Below are 14,716 nucleotides of genomic sequence, written 5' to 3'. Positions count from 1 at the left end.
GACCCCGGAGCCCCGCGCCGCGGAGCTCCGGGAGCTTCACCCTGCGTTCGGCTGCCCCAGTCTTCGGACGCCGGTGGCCTGGGTGGCATCGCGGATTTCACCCACCAGCTGCTCAATCACGTCCTCCAGGAACAGGACACCCTTGGTATTGCCGTCTGGACCAATAACGCGCGCCAGGTGGGAACCGGTGCGCTGCATGACGGACATCGCCTTTTCGATTTCGTCATCAAGGGCCAGGTTGGCCAGGGACCTGATCCGGCTTTCGGCAATGGGACGGCCGTAAGCCGCCTCGGGAATGGACAGGACGTCCTTTACGTGGAGGTAGCCATACAGCATGTCGTCATCATCGAGCATTGGAAAACGCGAGAATCCGGTGCGGCTCACGGCCTTCTCGAACTCCACCGGAGTTGTTGCCGCCTTCAGCATGACCAGCTTTTTCAGCGGAACCATGATGTCCGCCGCACTGTACTCGGAAAACTCAAGCGCACCGGTGATCAGTCCCGCCTCGTCATCCACCAGGCCGTGACGGGTGGACTCCTGAACAATCGACTGCACCTCCTCCAGGGTGAAGGAGGAGTTAACTTCGTCCTTAGGCTCGATCCTGAGCATCTTGAGGATGTGGTTCGCGGACCAGTTGAGGACCGAGATGACAGGGTGGACGAGCCTTGCGACGAACATGAGCGGCGGGGCGAGCAGGAGCGCTGCCTTGTCAGCGACGCTCACAGAGATGTTCTTCGGCACCATCTCGCCAAAGGTCACGTGCAGGAACGTCACCACCAGCAACGCGACGGCGAAGGCCGCCACATCGGCAACTTCCACCGGCAGGCCCAGCATCTCCAGCGGCACGGCCAGCAGATGGTGGATGGCCGGCTCTGCCACCAGCAGGATCAGGAGGGAGCAGACGGTAATGCCGAGCTGCGCACATGCCAGCATCAGCGAAACGTTCTCCATTGCACGCAGGGTTGTCTGCGCCCGCTTGGACCCTGCGTCCGCCAGCGGTTCAATCTGGCTGCGCCGGGCTGACATCACCGCGAACTCGGCAGCGACAAAAAACGCGTTGCCGAACAGGAGGACAACCAGCCACAGTATTCCGGCCCAGTCGCTCATCGTCCAGTCCCGTCGTCGTTGTTGCCGGACTCCGGTTCAGGTTCCGCCGGCCGGAAACAGATGCGGTCGATCCGCCTGCCATCCATCCTGGTGACACTGAGCGTTCCGCCGCCAACGGGGACGGTATCGCCCACCACGGCGATCCGGCCAAGTTCGCTCATGACGTAGCCGCCCACTGTTTCGTATGCTGCCTCATCAGGAACGGTCAGGCCGGCAATCTGCTCGGACAGCTCGTCCGGGCGGAGGAGTCCGGGAAAGTACCAGTCGCCGGATGCACTCTGGAGCAAACCGGGGCGGACCTTGTCATGCTCGTCCGCCACCTCGCCCACAATCTCCTCAACCAGGTCCTCAAGAGTGGCGATGCCCGCCGTTCCGCCGTACTCGTCCAGGACAACCGCGAGCTGCAGGTTGCCGTCGCGAAGTTCAGCCAGCAGGGCATCAAGGTGGATGGTCTCCGGCACCCGCAGCACCTCGGTCATGATGGCCCCGGCCTCCAGGTTCTGCCGGCGCTCCCAGGGAACAGCCACCGCCTTCTTGACGTGGACCAGCCCCCTGATGTCATCGGCGGATTCACCTATGACCGGGAACCGGGAGTACCCGGTCCTGCGCGCCGCCGCGAGGATGTCAGCCACAGGCTGGTCCGCCTCGATGGTTTCCACGCGGATGCGCGGCGTCATCACGTCCGCCGCGGTCCGGGTGGAGAAGTTCAGTGTCCGCGACACGAAGTTGGCCGTCCCGGCATCCAGGGTTCCCATCTCGGCCGACCGACGCACCAGCGACGAAAGTTCGGCAGGGGTCCTGGCACCGGAAATTTCCTCCTTCGCCTCCAGTCCAAAGACGTTCAGCACTTTGTTGGAGAAGCCGTTGAGCACCACGATGGCGGGTTTGAACACGGCGGTGAACATGAGCTGCGGCCGGGCCAGGGCGCGGCCCACAGGGAAGGACAGGGCGATTGCCATGTTCTTGGGCACCAGTTCGCCCAGGAGCATTGACAGCAGGGTGGCGATCACCATCGCCAGGACCAACGAGATGGAGGCCACTGCAACGCCGGGAAGCCCGACGGCGGCCAGCGGGGCTTCCAAAAGCCGGCCCACTGATGGCTCCATCACGTACCCGGTCAACAGGGTGGTCAGCGTGATGCCCAGCTGGCAGCTGGAGAGCTGGGTGGAAAGGGACTTAAGGCACGCGAGCAAGGGGACGGCGCCGGTGTCACCGTCGTCGATGGCCCTCTGGACGGTGGCCTGGTCCAGGGCAATCAGGGAAAATTCGACGGCGACAAAAAAGCCCGTGCCGGCGATCAGCAGCAAACCTGCTGCCAGGAGAAGCCATTCCATTCAGCATCCCGCCCGGACAGCCGCGGCCGCGTGGCAGGGCATTGACGGAGAAAAGGGGGGCCAGGGAGATCGGTCCGGCGGAGGATGGTCGGTCGATGCCGACGCAGTATCCTTTACGGCCCCTGCCGGCTGTGCCGGCGAATGGTGATGGGCGTGTGTTCGGGGTTTGCCGGCTCTGCGGGTGGACTGCGCGGCGCTCTTGACGCTCCGCTGACAGCCCCCAGGCCGGCACCTAGATTTACTGTCCATAAGAATTTCAGTCTACAGGGAGCAAACCACCCCCGCGGCGACTCCCGGAGCAGCCTTCCGGGCGCCCTGCCCAGGCCTAAAAAACCCTTCCCTGTCTTCTTTCCAACCGCCATATTCCGGCCTTTTCACGTCACTTCATGATTTGGGTCACCCTTATTGGCAGTTACCACAGGATGCTTACTAGACTGGCAATGGTCTGGGTTCAGAGGACGCAGAGACCGGTTGGATCGTAGTGCTGAGGCACCGTGGGCCGGAGAGAAATCAAACTCATGGAAGAGGCGTATTTCAAGTGCCAGAGCAGCCAAGCCACCGTCTACCAGAGGAATTTGGCGGAAACGAGTGGCTCGTTGACGAACTGTACGAGCAGTACCAGAAGGACAAGAACTCGGTGGACGCCAAATGGTGGCCGCTGTTTGCATCCTTTGGCGCGGCCGCGGGTTCTTCTTCCAACGGAAATTCCGGGCACGCCGCTGCCCACCCTGCAACGAGGGAATTGCCGGTTGTGAATGCGGCTCCTGCGGCACCGGCAGCGCCGCCAGCTGCAGCCCCCGCCCCTCCGTCGACGCCCCCCGCCTCTGCGGCCCCTGCTGCCGCCCCGGCCCCGGCGCCCGTCAAGAAGGCTCCTGCCACTGTGGCCCGCGACGGTTCCAAAAAGACTGGTACCGGCACGGGCTCGCAGCCCATCCCGGCGCAGCTGCCCAAGAATGTCAAGGCACCCACGGCTCCCGAAGAGGACGTCGTTTCGGTCCTCCGCGGCCCGGCGAAGGCCATTGCCACCAACATGGTCACCAGCCTCGAGGTGCCCACCGCCACCAGCGTCCGGGCCATTCCCGCCAAGCTGCTGATCGACAACCGCGTTGTCATCAACTCCAACCTGGCCCGTGCACGCGGCGGCAAGGTCTCCTTCACGCACCTCATTGGCTACGCGGTCATCCGTGCGCTCTCCCAGTTCCCTTCCATGAACGTCTACTACGACGAAGTGGACGGCAAGCCTGTTGCCGTCCAGCCGGCACACGTCAACTTCGGCATCGCCATCGACATGCCGAAGCCCGACGGAACCCGCCTGCTCATGGTGCCGAACATCAAAAAGGCTGAAACCCTCAACTTCTCCGAGTTTTGGCACACCTACGAGGACCTCATCAAGCGCGCCCGCAACGGCAAGCTGACGGCTGAGGACCACCAGGGCACCACCGTTTCGCTGACCAACCCGGGCGGCATCGGTACTGTCCACTCCGTGCCGCGCCTTTCCAAGGGCCAGGCAGCCATCATTGGCGTCGGTGCGCTGGACTACCCGGCCGAGTTCCAGGGCGCCAGTGAGAAGATCATCGCGCAGAACGCCATCAGCAAGGTCCTCACCCTGACCTCCACCTACGATCACCGTGTGATCCAGGGAGCCGGCAGCGGTGAATTCCTGAAGCTGGTACATCAGCTGCTCCTGGGTGCCCAAAACTTCTACGACGAAATTTTCGAGTCCCTGCGCATTCCGTACGAGCCCGTACGCTGGAGCGCGGACAAGCAGGTGGACCCGGCGGACGAGATCAACAAGGTCGCCCGGATCCAGCAGCTCATCCACTCCTACCGCGTCCGCGGACACCTGATGGCGGACACTGATCCCCTCGAATACGTCCAGCGCAAGCACCCGGACCTTGACGTCCTCACCTACGGCCTGACGCTCTGGGACCTGGACCGCGAGTGGCCCACCGGTGGTTTCGGCGGCAAGCCGATGCTCAAGTTCCGCGACATCCTCGGCGTCCTGCGCGACGCCTACTGCCGCACCACGGGCATCGAGTACATGCACATCCAGGAACCGGAGGAACGCAAGTGGTTCCAGGACCAGCTGGAGCACCCGTACTCGAAGCCCAGCCGTGAGGAACAGCTCCGCATTGTCTCGAAGCTGAATGCCGCTGAGGCGTTCGAGACCTTCCTGCAGACCAAGTTCGTGGGCCAGAAGCGCTTCTCCCTTGAGGGCGGCGAGTCCCTGATCCCGCTGCTGGACGCCATCATGTCCGATGCCGCTGACGACGGCCTTGACGAGGTAGCCATCGGCATGGCGCACCGCGGCCGCCTGAACGTGCTCACCAACATCGCGGGCAAGACCTACGCACAGGTTTTCCGCGAATTCGAGGGCACCCAGGATCCGCGCTCGGTCCAGGGCTCCGGTGACGTCAAGTACCACCTGGGCACCGAGGGGACGTTCACCTCGGACAACGGCAAGGAGACAAAGGTTTACCTGGCCGCCAACCCGTCCCACCTGGAGGCAGTCGACCCCGTCCTGGAGGGCATTGTCCGCGCCAAGCAGGACCGCCTGGACCAAGGCGAGTCGTTCCCGGTCCTGCCCATCGTGGTCCACGGCGACGCCGCCTTCGCTGGCCAGGGCGTGGTGGCTGAGACCCTTAACCTGTCCCAGCTCCGCGGTTACCGCACCGGTGGAACCATCCACATTGTGGTCAACAACCAGGTGGGCTTCACCACCGCCCCGTCATCGTCCCGGTCCTCCACGTACTCCACCGACGTTGCCAAAATGATCCAGGCACCGGTGTTCCACGTGAACGGCGACGATCCCGAAGCTGTGGTCCGGATCGGCCAGCTCGCCTACGAGTTCCGCCAGCGGTTCCACAAGGACGTTGTGATCGACATGGTCTGCTACCGCCGGCGCGGGCACAACGAGGGCGATGACCCCTCGATGACCCAGCCGCTGATGTACAACCTGATCGAAGCCAAGAGGTCGGTCCGCAAGCTCTACACCGAGTCCCTCATCGGCCGCGGTGACATCACCGAGGAAGAAGCCGAGCAGCTGCTCCGCGACTACCAGGAGCGCCTGGAGCGGGTCTTCGCTGAGACCCACGCGGCCCAGACATCCCCGATTCCGATCATCACCGCGGACTCGGCAGCCGTCTCGGACATCGAGCGGCCCATCGCCCAGCAGTCCGATTCCGGCACGGGTTCCCAGGTGGCCACCGCCATTTCCGCTGACACCCTGGCGCGGATCGGTAAAGCCCACCTGGAGATTCCGGAAGGCTTCACCGTCCACGCCAAACTCAAGCAGTTGCTGGAGAAGCGCGAACAGATGTCCCGCGAAGGCGGCATCGACTGGGGCTTTGGCGAGATTGCAGCCTTCGGCTCGCTCATCATGGAAGGCGTCCCCGTGCGCTTGGCGGGCCAGGACTCACGCCGCGGAACGTTCGTGCAGCGCCACGCCGTCTTCCACGACCGCGCCAACGGCAAGGAATGGCTGCCGCTGGGCAACCTTTCCGATGACCAGGCCAAGCTGTGGATCTATGACTCGCTGCTGTCCGAATACGCGGCCATGGGCTTCGAATACGGCTATTCAGTGGAACGCCCCGATGCCCTCGTTTTGTGGGAAGCCCAGTTTGGCGACTTCGTCAACGGTGCCCAGACCATCATTGACGAGTTCATCTCCTCGGCCGAGCAAAAGTGGGGCCAGCGTTCCTCGCTGGTACTGATGCTTCCGCACGGCTACGAGGGCCAGGGCCCGGACCACTCCTCGGCGAGGATTGAGCGCTTCCTGCAGATGTGCGCCGAGGAAAACATGATCGTGGCCAACCCCACCACGGCAGCCTCGCACTTCCACCTGCTGCGCCGCCAGGCCTACAGCCGCCCGCGGAAGCCGTTGATCATCTTCACGCCGAAGCAGCTGCTGCGCCTTAAGGGTGCCGCGTCTTCCGTGGAGGACTTCACCAATGGCACGTTCCAGCCTGTCATCGGGGACCATGAACAGCTGGCTGCGGAAGCCGTCGAACGCGTTCTGCTGGTTTCGGGCCGCCTGTACTACGATCTCCTGTCCACGCGGCAGAAGACCGATGACAAGACGACGGTGATCGTCCGCGTGGAGCAGCTTTACCCGCTGCCCTCCGCGGAGATCGCCGCGGAGCTGGCAAAGTACCCGAACGCCGAGGTCGTCTGGGCGCAGGACGAGCCTGCCAACCAGGGACCGTGGCCGTTCATCGGCCTGAACCTGCCGGACGCCCTTGAACGGCGCGTCCGCCTGGTGTCGCGTCCGGCCTCGGCTTCCACGGCCGCCGGCTCCATGAAGCGCCACGCCGCGGAACAGGATGCCCTCTTGAAGCAGGCATTTGCGCGGTAGTAATCAGTAAGGCTGCCCGGCCGGACGTCGAAATACCAGACTCCGGCCGGGCAGTTCTGTTTAATGGGATGGACAGCGCCTGCCCGATCCCCCTAAGTGGTCCGGTTGGCGACGGGCAGTCAGCACCGAAGTTAAGAGGAACGTGTGGAAGACAGGAAGCTGCGTATCGCAGCTGTAGGCGATGAACTGCTGGCGGGGCTCGGTGACCCTCGGGCACTCGGCTGGCTGGGCCGCGTGTTGGCCCGCACTCCCCAGGACGGCGTGCTCCTGGAGAGCTACGCCCTCCCCTGTCCGCAGGAAGGAACGGAAGGCCTGGCCGCCCGGTGGATGGATGAAGCCGGCCGGCGGTTCAGCGGGCAAACCGAGAACCGCCTGGTGATTGGCCTGTCCGGCCGCGACATCGAATTCGGGCTTTCCACCGCCCGCAGCCGGCTCAATCTTGCCAACATCCTGGACTCAGCGTCCCAGAACCGGCTCGGAGTCTTTGTGGTGGGACCTCCCCCAACCCTGGACCCTGCACAGAACCGCCGCCTGGACGAGCTGAACACAGCCTTCGCTGACGTCACCACCCGCCGGAAGCATCTTTATGTGGATACTTTTTCCCCCCTCCTCAACCACGAACAGTGGCGCCAGGACCTGGCGGCAAACGGGGGCACTCCGGGGCAGGCCGGATATGGGCTGATGGCCTGGCTGGTCCTGCACCGCGGCTGGTTTCAGTGGCTGGGGATGGCCGTACCCGAATAGGTACGGATCGCGATATATCTTGACCCGGGCTGCCCGGGGCGGTACGTTGGGTGCATCACGCGATATATCGTTTTTGGAGGACCAATGGCTGATCAGACCTGGGATGTCACAAGCGCGCAAACCATCGACGTCGACTCGGTGACGTCCCTCAAGCTGGGCATGGTGCGCGGCCGCTTCGATGTGGTGGCGCACCACGAGCCGGTTACCCGGATCGAGATCTCGGAGGTCCGGGGCGACCCCGTGGCCGTTTCACTCGAGGACGGCCGGCTTGAGGTCCGCCATCAGCTGCACGGTCCCCAGGGCTGGTTCAAGAACCTGATGGGAACGGTCAACCATAACAGCGAGAACTACGCAGTCATCAGCATTGCGGTTCCCGCCACTGTTGAGGTGGAGGCAGGCACCGTGAGCGGTGACGGCCTCGTTTCGGGGATGGCGGGCCGCACCCGCCTGAACACTGTTTCCGGTTCTGTCATGTCCGACGGCACTGACGGCGAACTGCACGTCAACACCGTCAGCGGCGAGGTAAGCGCCCGGGACCACAGTGGCGTCCTCACGGCCAAGACTGTTTCCGGCGAGGTAACGGCCTCAGGAAACTTCAGCCACATCCGGGCCAATACGGTCAGCGGCGGCATGAATTTCGACCTGCTGGGCTATACCCAGGACTTCGGTGCTAACTCAGTCTCCGGTGACCTCACCATCCGGATTCCCGACGACGTCGGCGTGGACATCGTCGCCAAGTCTGCCAGCGGAACGGTGGTCATCGACCACCAGGAGTATCACGTGCCCGGCGGCAAAGTAGAAACCATCGCCGGACCTGACGCCAAACTCATGCTGGTCAGGACCAACTCCGTCTCAGGCACCACGTCCATCATCCACAGCGGAGCGGCCGGAAACGCGGAAGAACGGTCCTGATGCCCGCCGTCTTCGCCCACGGCGCCCTGCGGCTCTACCTGCTGTCGCTGCTGGAATCCGGCCCGAAGCATGGCTATGAACTCATCAAGGCGCTCAAGGACAGGTTCGGCGGCACCTACTCCCCCAGCGCGGGCACCATCTACCCGCGGCTGGGGAAGCTCGAGGAAGAAGGGCTGGTGGCCACGGAATCGGCCGGGCGCCGCACCAACTACCGCATCACGCCTGCAGGGGTCGCGGAACTGAACCTGCGGCGGGAAGAACTGGCCGCAGTGGAAAAGGAAATTTCCGTTTCTGTCCGGCGGCTTGCGGACAACCTGCGGGAGGACATCCGCAGCAACATGCGCGGGCTGCGGGCTGACCTCGCAGCCACCGCCGAAGCGGCGCGGGCCGCGGCCGGTTCCGTCGATCTCACTGCCGCCGGGACCAGGTCCGCACCGGAAGGCAAACGCGCCCTTAAAGAAGCCGAGATGTTGCTCCAGTCGTTCCGGGACGACCTCCGAGCCGAGCTGCGCCAGCAGGCGGGCCGGCAGCCCATAAGCCCGGTGGCCCTGGAAACCCTTCGGACGGTGCTGGAACAGGCCCGCATCGCAGTCCGCAACTCCCTTGCGGAAAAATAGCTTTGCCACACGAGAGCTCCATCGAACCGCAGGTCACGTGGCTGTTGCCGGTTCGCGGGGCGCCACATCATGTGGGAGACTTGAGGGCAGCTCTTTTTGAGTACAACAGTAAGGAGGCCAGCTATGAGCAAGCGTGCACGCAAGCGTCGTGACCGTAAGCGTGGCGGCGCGAACCACGGGAAGCGCCCCAACACCTAGGCAAAGGCCAGGTACTACGGTTCACAGCAAAAGAACCCCGGAAGCCACATGGCTTTCGGGGTTCCTTTGTGTTCAGGTGAGGAAATCGCGGCCCTGGCCCTGTGGCCGGACAGCCGAGCTAGACATCCACTGGCCGGATCGAGTGGATCCGGTCCAGGATGGCGTTTTTAAGGTTATCCGGCGCAGCTTCGGTACAGGAGCGCTTGACCATGTTGCGGATGACGCACTCAAGGTCATACTGCTCCGTGCATTCGGGGCATTCATCAAGGTGCGTTTTGATTTCCGTGATGTCCTCACGGGTCAGGGCGCCGTCCAGATACTCATAGATGCGTTGCATCCGGGTATCGTCGCAGTCGCCCAATCCCTGGCAGTCGCTCATTTCCTGTTCTCCTGTTGTGTGCTTTCCGCCGCGTCCTGCTGGGGGGCGGCCGTTTTGAATCCCCGCTCTGCGGCGTACTCTGCGAGCATGTCCCGCAACATCCTCCGGCCGCGGTGGAGCCGGGACATCACCGTGCCGATGGGCGTGTTCATGATGTCCGAAATTTCCTTGTACGCGAAGCCTTCGACATCCGCGAAGTACACCGCAAGGCGGAACTCTTCGGGAATGTCCTGGAGCGCACGCTTGACGTCCGAATCGGGCAGGTGATCCAGCGCCTCTGCCTCTGCGGACCGCAGCCCGCTGGAGGTGTGTGATTCGGCCCTCGCGAGCTGCCAATCCTCGATGGTGTCCGAGTTGGACTGAAGCGGCTCGCGCTGCCGTTTGCGGTACAGGTTGATGTAGGTGTTTGTCAGGATGCGGTACAGCCAGGCCTTAAGGTTGGTACCCGGCTTGTACTGGTGAAACGCAGAGAAGGCCTTGGTGTAGGCCTCCTGGACGAGGTCCTCGGCGTCGGCGGGATTCCGGGCCATGCGCATCGCGGCTGAGTACAGCTGATCGACGTACTGCATGGCATCACGCTCGAAACGGGCGCGGCGCGCCTCCGCGGACTCCATGGAAACATCGACTGCCACGTCAGTAGTTTCCGCATCAAGCGGCTGTACTTCTGCCGTTGGCTCTGCAGGCCCCGGCCGTGCGTCAGTCTTGGCTTCGCTCTGGGAAGCCTCATACATGGCCGAAACGGCCGGATCCAAGGTGCTCATTGCCTTCAAGTCTACTGTCAGGCTCCGCGCACGCGGTGAGCCGTACCCGCGGGGTTCGGTCTCCAGGGAGACCATTGCCACCGGGCCTGCTGCGTCAATTCCGTCCAACACCCGCCTCAAGGGCCAACTCCACTCTGTTGTCCGGTGCTTTGTCTGTCGGGCCAGGCTTTCGCGGACCCAGTTTCGATAACCCCGGCCCCCGGGCAAATATTCCCCAAAAGTGCAAGACTAGAACCGACTTCGCCGCACCCGACGCGGTTCGTCCAGCCAGGAGGAAATTCATGTCCTTTGTCCGCACTCTCGCACGGCCAATGTTGGCCTCCAGTTTTGTTCTTGCCGGAATGGATAAGCTCAAAAATGCCGATGACACTGCGCAGCAGCTGTCACCGCTTCTGAGCAAGGCCACGGCGGCGCTGCCGTTCCGGACTGATGAGAAAACGCTGGCCCGGGTCATCGGCGGCACCCAGGTGGGCGCGGGTGTCCTCTTTGGGCTCGGGAAGTTTTCGCGGCTTTCGGCCACCGTGCTGACCGTCATTTCCCTCCTCAACACCTTCGTTGAATGGCGCAGTGCGGACATCAGCAGCAAGGAAGGGCGCGGGAACCGCCGCAGCCAGCTGCTGAAGAACCTCTCGCTGAGCGGCGGGGCACTCTTGGCGTCTGTTGACACCAACGGCAAGCCGGGATTGGCCTGGCGCGCTGAGCACCTGGCTGCCGATGCCAGGAAGGGTGCCGCGCACCTTGCCGCGGACGCCAGGAAGACCACCAACAAGAAGCTGAACAAAGCTGATAAGGCTGTACGCCGCGCCGTTGAACAGGCCACGGGGGCATAAGCAGGACATGACCGCAGCAGCCGCCGCCACCCAGGACAACGCAGGAACGTCCCTTCCCCACTGGCCTGCGCCTTTCGCATCTCGGCCTGTCGATGCCACTGTCAGGGTTCCGGGCTCAAAGTCGCTGACCAACCGGTACCTGGTACTTGCAGCGCTGGCCGAGGGCCCGTCACGCCTGCGCGCGCCGCTGCATTCCAGGGATTCGGCGCTGATGATTGATGCGCTCCGGCAGCTGGGCGCCACCATCACGGAGGTCCCGGGTGACGGCGCGTTCGGTCCGGACCTGGAAGTGGTCCCGCTCCCGGCGGGTGCGGCACCGTCCTCCACGAGGATAGATTGCGGCCTTGCCGGCACGGTGATGCGCTTTGTTCCGCCGCTGGCGGCGCTCCGTAACGGGGCCAGCGAGTTCGACGGCGACCCCCACGCCCGTAACCGGCCCATGGGGGCCATTATCGAAGCTCTCAAGGCGCTGGGGGTGGCGGTCACCGCCGAAGGCGGCAGGGCGCCGTCGTCGTTGCCGTTTGTGGTGGAAGGCACCGGAGAGGTGCGCGGCGGCCACCTGGTCATCGACGCCAGCGCGTCCTCGCAGTTCGTTTCGGCGCTGCTTCTGGTGGGCGCAAGGTTCACCGAAGGACTGCACCTTGAGCACGTCGGGAAGCCGGTGCCGAGCCTCGACCACATCAACATGACCGTAGCCGTCCTGCGCGAAGCCGGGGTTGTTGTTGACGATTCGGTTCCCAACCACTGGGTTGTTGCCCCGGGACCCATCCGCGCCTTCGACCAGAGGATCGAGCAGGACCTGTCCAACGCCGGTCCCTTCCTGGCCGCTGCCCTGGCATCCGGCGGAACAGTCCGCATCCCGGACTGGCCGGAACAGACGCAGCAGGTGGGAGACCTTTGGCGGACCATCCTCACTGAAATGGGCGCGGACGTCACGCTTCGGGACGGCGTCCTCACCGTAACGGGCGGACCTGAAATCAAGGGCGCCGATTTTGCGGACACGAGCGAACTCGCCCCCACCGTGGCAGCGCTCTGCGCGCTGGCCACCGGCCCTTCCCGGCTCAGCGGCATAGCGCACCTCCGCGGCCACGAAACCGACAGGCTGGCGGCGCTGGTCACCGAGATCAACCGCCTGGGCGGTGATGCCGAGGAAACCAGTGACGGTCTGGTGATCCGGCCCGCCCAGCTGCACGCCGGCGTCGTGCGCAGTTACGCCGACCACCGCATGGCCACGGCCGGAGCAATCCTTGGCCTGGCAGTGGAGGGCGTGCAGGTGGAGGACATCGCCACTACCGCGAAAACGATGCCGGACTTCCCCCGGCTGTGGGCGGACATGCTGGCCCAGGCAGGGCCGGCCACAGCCCGCGCGGAAGGTACCACCAGTGGCGCGCAGCACTGACTCCTGGGATGAATCCGATGTCCGCATCAGGCCCAGCAAAAAGGGTTCGCGCCCGCGCACCAAAGACCGGCCCAGCCACGACGACGCCGTAACCGGCCGGATCATCACCGTTGACCGCGGGCGCTACACGGCAGTGGTGGGCGAGGACTCAGGAAACGAACGGGTTGTCATAGCCGCGAGGGCCCGGGAGCTGCGCCGCAACCCGGTGGTGGCGGGGGATTTCGTCTCCCTTGTAGGTGACGTCTCGGGCGAACCGGACACCCTGGCCCGGCTGGTGAAGATCCAGGACCGCCGGACCCTGCTGCGGCGCAGCGCCGATGACACGGACCCGGTGGAGCGGGCTGTGGTGGCCAACGCGGACCAGCTGGTGATTGTGGTGGCTGCGGCCAACCCCGAGCCGCGCACCGGCTTCATCGACCGTGCCCTGGTGGCGGCATACGACGCCGGGATCGAGCCGATCCTGTTGGTCACCAAGGCGGACGTCAAGGATCCGGCGGACCTGCTGTCCAACTACACGCACCTGGACTTCCCGGTGATCATCAGCCGCACTGCCGACTCCAGCGCTTCAGGCATTGATGCCCGTTCCGACGACGGACTCTCCGCACGGCTCGACAGCAAAGCCGTGGCTGAGCTCCGCGCGTACCTTGATGAGAAAGTCACGGTCATGCTGGGGCATTCAGGGGTGGGCAAATCCACCATGGTGAATGCCCTGACCGGCGCGGAACGGGCCACCGGCGGGGTCAACGCCGTGACGGGGCGCGGGCGCCACACCTCGTCGTCGGCGCTGGCGTTGAGACTGGCAGACGCACCTGTAGGCAGCTGGATCATCGACACCCCCGGCATCCGTTCATTCGGCCTGGCCCACGTGGATCCGGACCGGATCCTGCGCTCCTTCCCGGACCTCTCCCCCGGCATCGAGGACTGCGAACGCGGTTGCAAGCACACCGCCACCGCGGTGAACTGCGGACTCGACGCCTGGGTGGGCGGCGGCCACGCCGGCGCCACGGGGGCAGCACGGCTCGCTTCGCTGCGGCGCCTGCTGGGCACCGACCCACGCCTGGAGGCGCAGGAGACCAAGGAACTGGGAAGCGTCAACTGACAAGGCCGACCTCCCAGCAGAACCCCGCACAGACGGTAGTTTGGAACCATGATCCAACCCGCTTCAAGCTACAACGATGACCTGCGCCTGGCCCACGTCCTGGCAGACTCCGTGGATGACCAGACCATGAGCCGCTTTAAGGCCCAGGACCTCCACGTGGAGACCAAGCCGGACCTGACGCCGGTCACCGACGCGGACAAGGCCGCAGAAGAAGCCATCCGCGGCCAGTTGTCCCGGTCCCGCCCGCGTGACGCCGTGCTCGGGGAAGAGTTCGGCAGCACCGGCCACGGGTCCCGCCGCTGGATTATCGACCCCATCGACGGCACCAAAAACTTCGTCCGCGGCGTCCCCGTGTGGGCAACCCTGATCGCACTGGTGGATGAAGGCGAGCCCGTCGTCGGAGTGGTGAGCGCACCGGCCCTGGGAAAGCGCTGGTGGGCGGCCAAGGGCATGGGCGCCTACATGGGACGGTCACTGGCGGCCGCCACCCGGCTCCGCGTCTCCAACGTCGCCAACCTGTCCGATGCTTCGCTGTCCTACTCGAGCCTGGGCGGCTGGAAGGAACGCGGCAGCCTGGACAATTTCCTGGGCCTTACCGAGGATGTCTGGCGGACCCGTGCGTACGGCGACTTCTGGTCCTACTGCATGGTGGCTGAAGGCTCGGTGGACATCGCCTGCGAACCCGAACTCAACCTGTACGACATGGCGGCACTTGTGCCGATCGTGGTCGAGGCGGGTGGCCGCTTCACCTCCCTGGAGGGTGAGGACGGGCCCTTTGGCGGCAACGCGCTGGCCACAAATTCCATCCTGCACTCCGAGGTTCTCCGCCGGCTGAACCCTGACCTTGACGATCTCCTCTAAGCGTCTGTATCGAACAATCAGCGGCGGGGGGGCGCCCCCAGAAGGAGCACCCGCTCGTTTCTTTCTCCCTTGCTTGGGTTTTTCGTCCGTGTTTCGCAAAACAACTTCACATCCCCCCCGC

General features: G+C 64.4%; 13 protein-coding genes. 9 read left to right on the top strand and 4 right to left on the bottom strand.

Annotated elements, in window-relative coordinates; translation table 11 throughout:
• Positions 1–36: 36 nt before the first annotated feature.
• Positions 37–1,107, bottom strand: a complete 1,071-nt coding sequence (locus AC5RT4_RS15815) for a hemolysin family protein (protein ID WP_494106405.1) — start codon at positions 1,105–1,107, stop codon at positions 37–39.
• The gene (locus AC5RT4_RS15810) at positions 1,104–2,441 is read right to left on the bottom strand and encodes a hemolysin family protein (protein ID WP_494040081.1); all 1,338 of its coding nucleotides are present in this window, start codon (positions 2,439–2,441) and stop codon (positions 1,104–1,106) included. The genes AC5RT4_RS15815 and AC5RT4_RS15810 overlap by 4 nt, the downstream gene beginning before the upstream one ends.
• A 538-nt stretch (positions 2,442–2,979) precedes the next feature.
• On the opposite strand from AC5RT4_RS15810, the gene AC5RT4_RS15805 reads away from it, so the two are divergent.
• The 5 genes from AC5RT4_RS15805 to AC5RT4_RS15785 all read left to right on the top strand — a co-directional run bounded on the left by AC5RT4_RS15805 (position 2,980) and on the right by AC5RT4_RS15785 (position 9,266).
• Positions 2,980–6,795 carry a multifunctional oxoglutarate decarboxylase/oxoglutarate dehydrogenase thiamine pyrophosphate-binding subunit/dihydrolipoyllysine-residue succinyltransferase subunit gene (locus AC5RT4_RS15805; RefSeq protein ID WP_494106404.1) on the top strand — a complete coding sequence of 1,272 codons (3,816 nt, stop codon included), beginning with the start codon at positions 2,980–2,982 and terminating at the stop codon, positions 6,793–6,795.
• 144 nt (positions 6,796–6,939) lie between these two features.
• Positions 6,940–7,539, top strand: a complete 600-nt coding sequence (locus tag AC5RT4_RS15800) for a GDSL-type esterase/lipase family protein (RefSeq protein ID WP_494040083.1) — start codon at positions 6,940–6,942, stop codon at positions 7,537–7,539.
• 84 nt (positions 7,540–7,623) lie between these two features.
• Positions 7,624–8,451 (top strand): DUF4097 family beta strand repeat-containing protein, encoded by an 828-nt coding sequence (locus AC5RT4_RS15795; protein WP_494040084.1) that lies wholly within the window; start codon positions 7,624–7,626, stop codon positions 8,449–8,451.
• Entirely contained in the window at positions 8,451–9,068 is a 618-nt protein-coding gene (locus AC5RT4_RS15790; RefSeq protein ID WP_494040085.1) for a PadR family transcriptional regulator, read from the top strand. Before AC5RT4_RS15795 ends, AC5RT4_RS15790 begins: the two co-directional genes overlap by 1 nt.
• Before the next feature lie 123 nt (positions 9,069–9,191).
• Positions 9,192–9,266, top strand: a complete 75-nt coding sequence (locus tag AC5RT4_RS15785; protein ID WP_369299106.1) for a 50S ribosomal protein bL37 — start codon at positions 9,192–9,194, stop codon at positions 9,264–9,266.
• Between the two features lie 118 nt (positions 9,267–9,384).
• On the opposite strand, the gene rsrA is transcribed toward AC5RT4_RS15785, so the two are convergent.
• Together rsrA and AC5RT4_RS15775 are read right to left on the bottom strand one after the other, a co-directional pair.
• The gene (rsrA, locus tag AC5RT4_RS15780) at positions 9,385–9,645 is read right to left on the bottom strand and encodes a mycothiol system anti-sigma-R factor (RefSeq protein WP_494040086.1); all 261 of its coding nucleotides are present in this window, start codon (positions 9,643–9,645) and stop codon (positions 9,385–9,387) included.
• The gene (locus tag AC5RT4_RS15775) at positions 9,642–10,406 is read right to left on the bottom strand and encodes a sigma-70 family RNA polymerase sigma factor (RefSeq protein WP_494040087.1); all 765 of its coding nucleotides are present in this window, start codon (positions 10,404–10,406) and stop codon (positions 9,642–9,644) included. Before AC5RT4_RS15775 ends, rsrA begins: the two co-directional genes overlap by 4 nt.
• Before the next feature lie 281 nt (positions 10,407–10,687).
• Here AC5RT4_RS15775 and AC5RT4_RS15770 point away from each other — a divergent pair, with 281 nt between their 5' ends.
• The 4 genes from AC5RT4_RS15770 to hisN are packed head-to-tail and all read left to right on the top strand — an operon-like array spanning position 10,688 to position 14,595.
• Positions 10,688–11,236, top strand: a complete 549-nt coding sequence (locus AC5RT4_RS15770) for a DoxX family protein (RefSeq protein ID WP_494040088.1) — start codon at positions 10,688–10,690, stop codon at positions 11,234–11,236.
• A gap of 7 nt (positions 11,237–11,243) precedes the next feature.
• Positions 11,244–12,635: a 3-phosphoshikimate 1-carboxyvinyltransferase gene (gene aroA, locus AC5RT4_RS15765; RefSeq protein ID WP_494040089.1), complete on the top strand. Its 1,392-nt coding sequence runs from the start codon at positions 11,244–11,246 to the stop codon at positions 12,633–12,635.
• A complete protein-coding gene (gene rsgA, locus AC5RT4_RS15760) occupies positions 12,619–13,734 on the top strand; it encodes a ribosome small subunit-dependent GTPase A (protein ID WP_494106403.1) in 1,116 nt (371 codons plus the stop codon). The genes aroA and rsgA overlap by 17 nt, the downstream gene beginning before the upstream one ends.
• A 48-nt stretch (positions 13,735–13,782) precedes the next feature.
• Positions 13,783–14,595 carry a histidinol-phosphatase gene (hisN, locus tag AC5RT4_RS15755; RefSeq protein WP_494040091.1) on the top strand — a complete coding sequence of 271 codons (813 nt, stop codon included), beginning with the start codon at positions 13,783–13,785 and terminating at the stop codon, positions 14,593–14,595.
• Positions 14,596–14,716: the final 121 nt, after the last annotated feature.

This window comes from Arthrobacter sp. sptzw42 (assembly GCF_059089685.1).
The sequence above is the reverse complement of the archived record's forward strand: the minus strand, read 5'-3'. Positions and strand labels throughout refer to the sequence as shown.

Coding starts and splice junctions, on each gene's coding strand:
- AC5RT4_RS15815 (WP_494106405.1), bottom strand. CDS start 1,107: ATGAGCGACTGGGCCGGAATACTGTGGCTGGTTGTCCTCCTGTTCGGC.
- AC5RT4_RS15810 (WP_494040081.1), bottom strand. CDS start 2,441: ATGGAATGGCTTCTCCTGGCAGCAGGTTTGCTGCTGATCGCCGGCACG.
- AC5RT4_RS15795 (WP_494040084.1), top strand. CDS start 7,624: ATGGCTGATCAGACCTGGGATGTCACAAGCGCGCAAACCATCGACGTC.
- AC5RT4_RS15790 (WP_494040085.1), top strand. CDS start 8,451: ATGCCCGCCGTCTTCGCCCACGGCGCCCTGCGGCTCTACCTGCTGTCG.
- rsrA (WP_494040086.1), bottom strand. CDS start 9,645: ATGAGCGACTGCCAGGGATTGGGCGACTGCGACGATACCCGGATGCAA.
- AC5RT4_RS15775 (WP_494040087.1), bottom strand. CDS start 10,406: ATGAGCACCTTGGATCCGGCCGTTTCGGCCATGTATGAGGCTTCCCAG.
- AC5RT4_RS15770 (WP_494040088.1), top strand. CDS start 10,688: ATGTCCTTTGTCCGCACTCTCGCACGGCCAATGTTGGCCTCCAGTTTT.
- aroA (WP_494040089.1), top strand. CDS start 11,244: ATGACCGCAGCAGCCGCCGCCACCCAGGACAACGCAGGAACGTCCCTT.
- hisN (WP_494040091.1), top strand. CDS start 13,783: ATGATCCAACCCGCTTCAAGCTACAACGATGACCTGCGCCTGGCCCAC.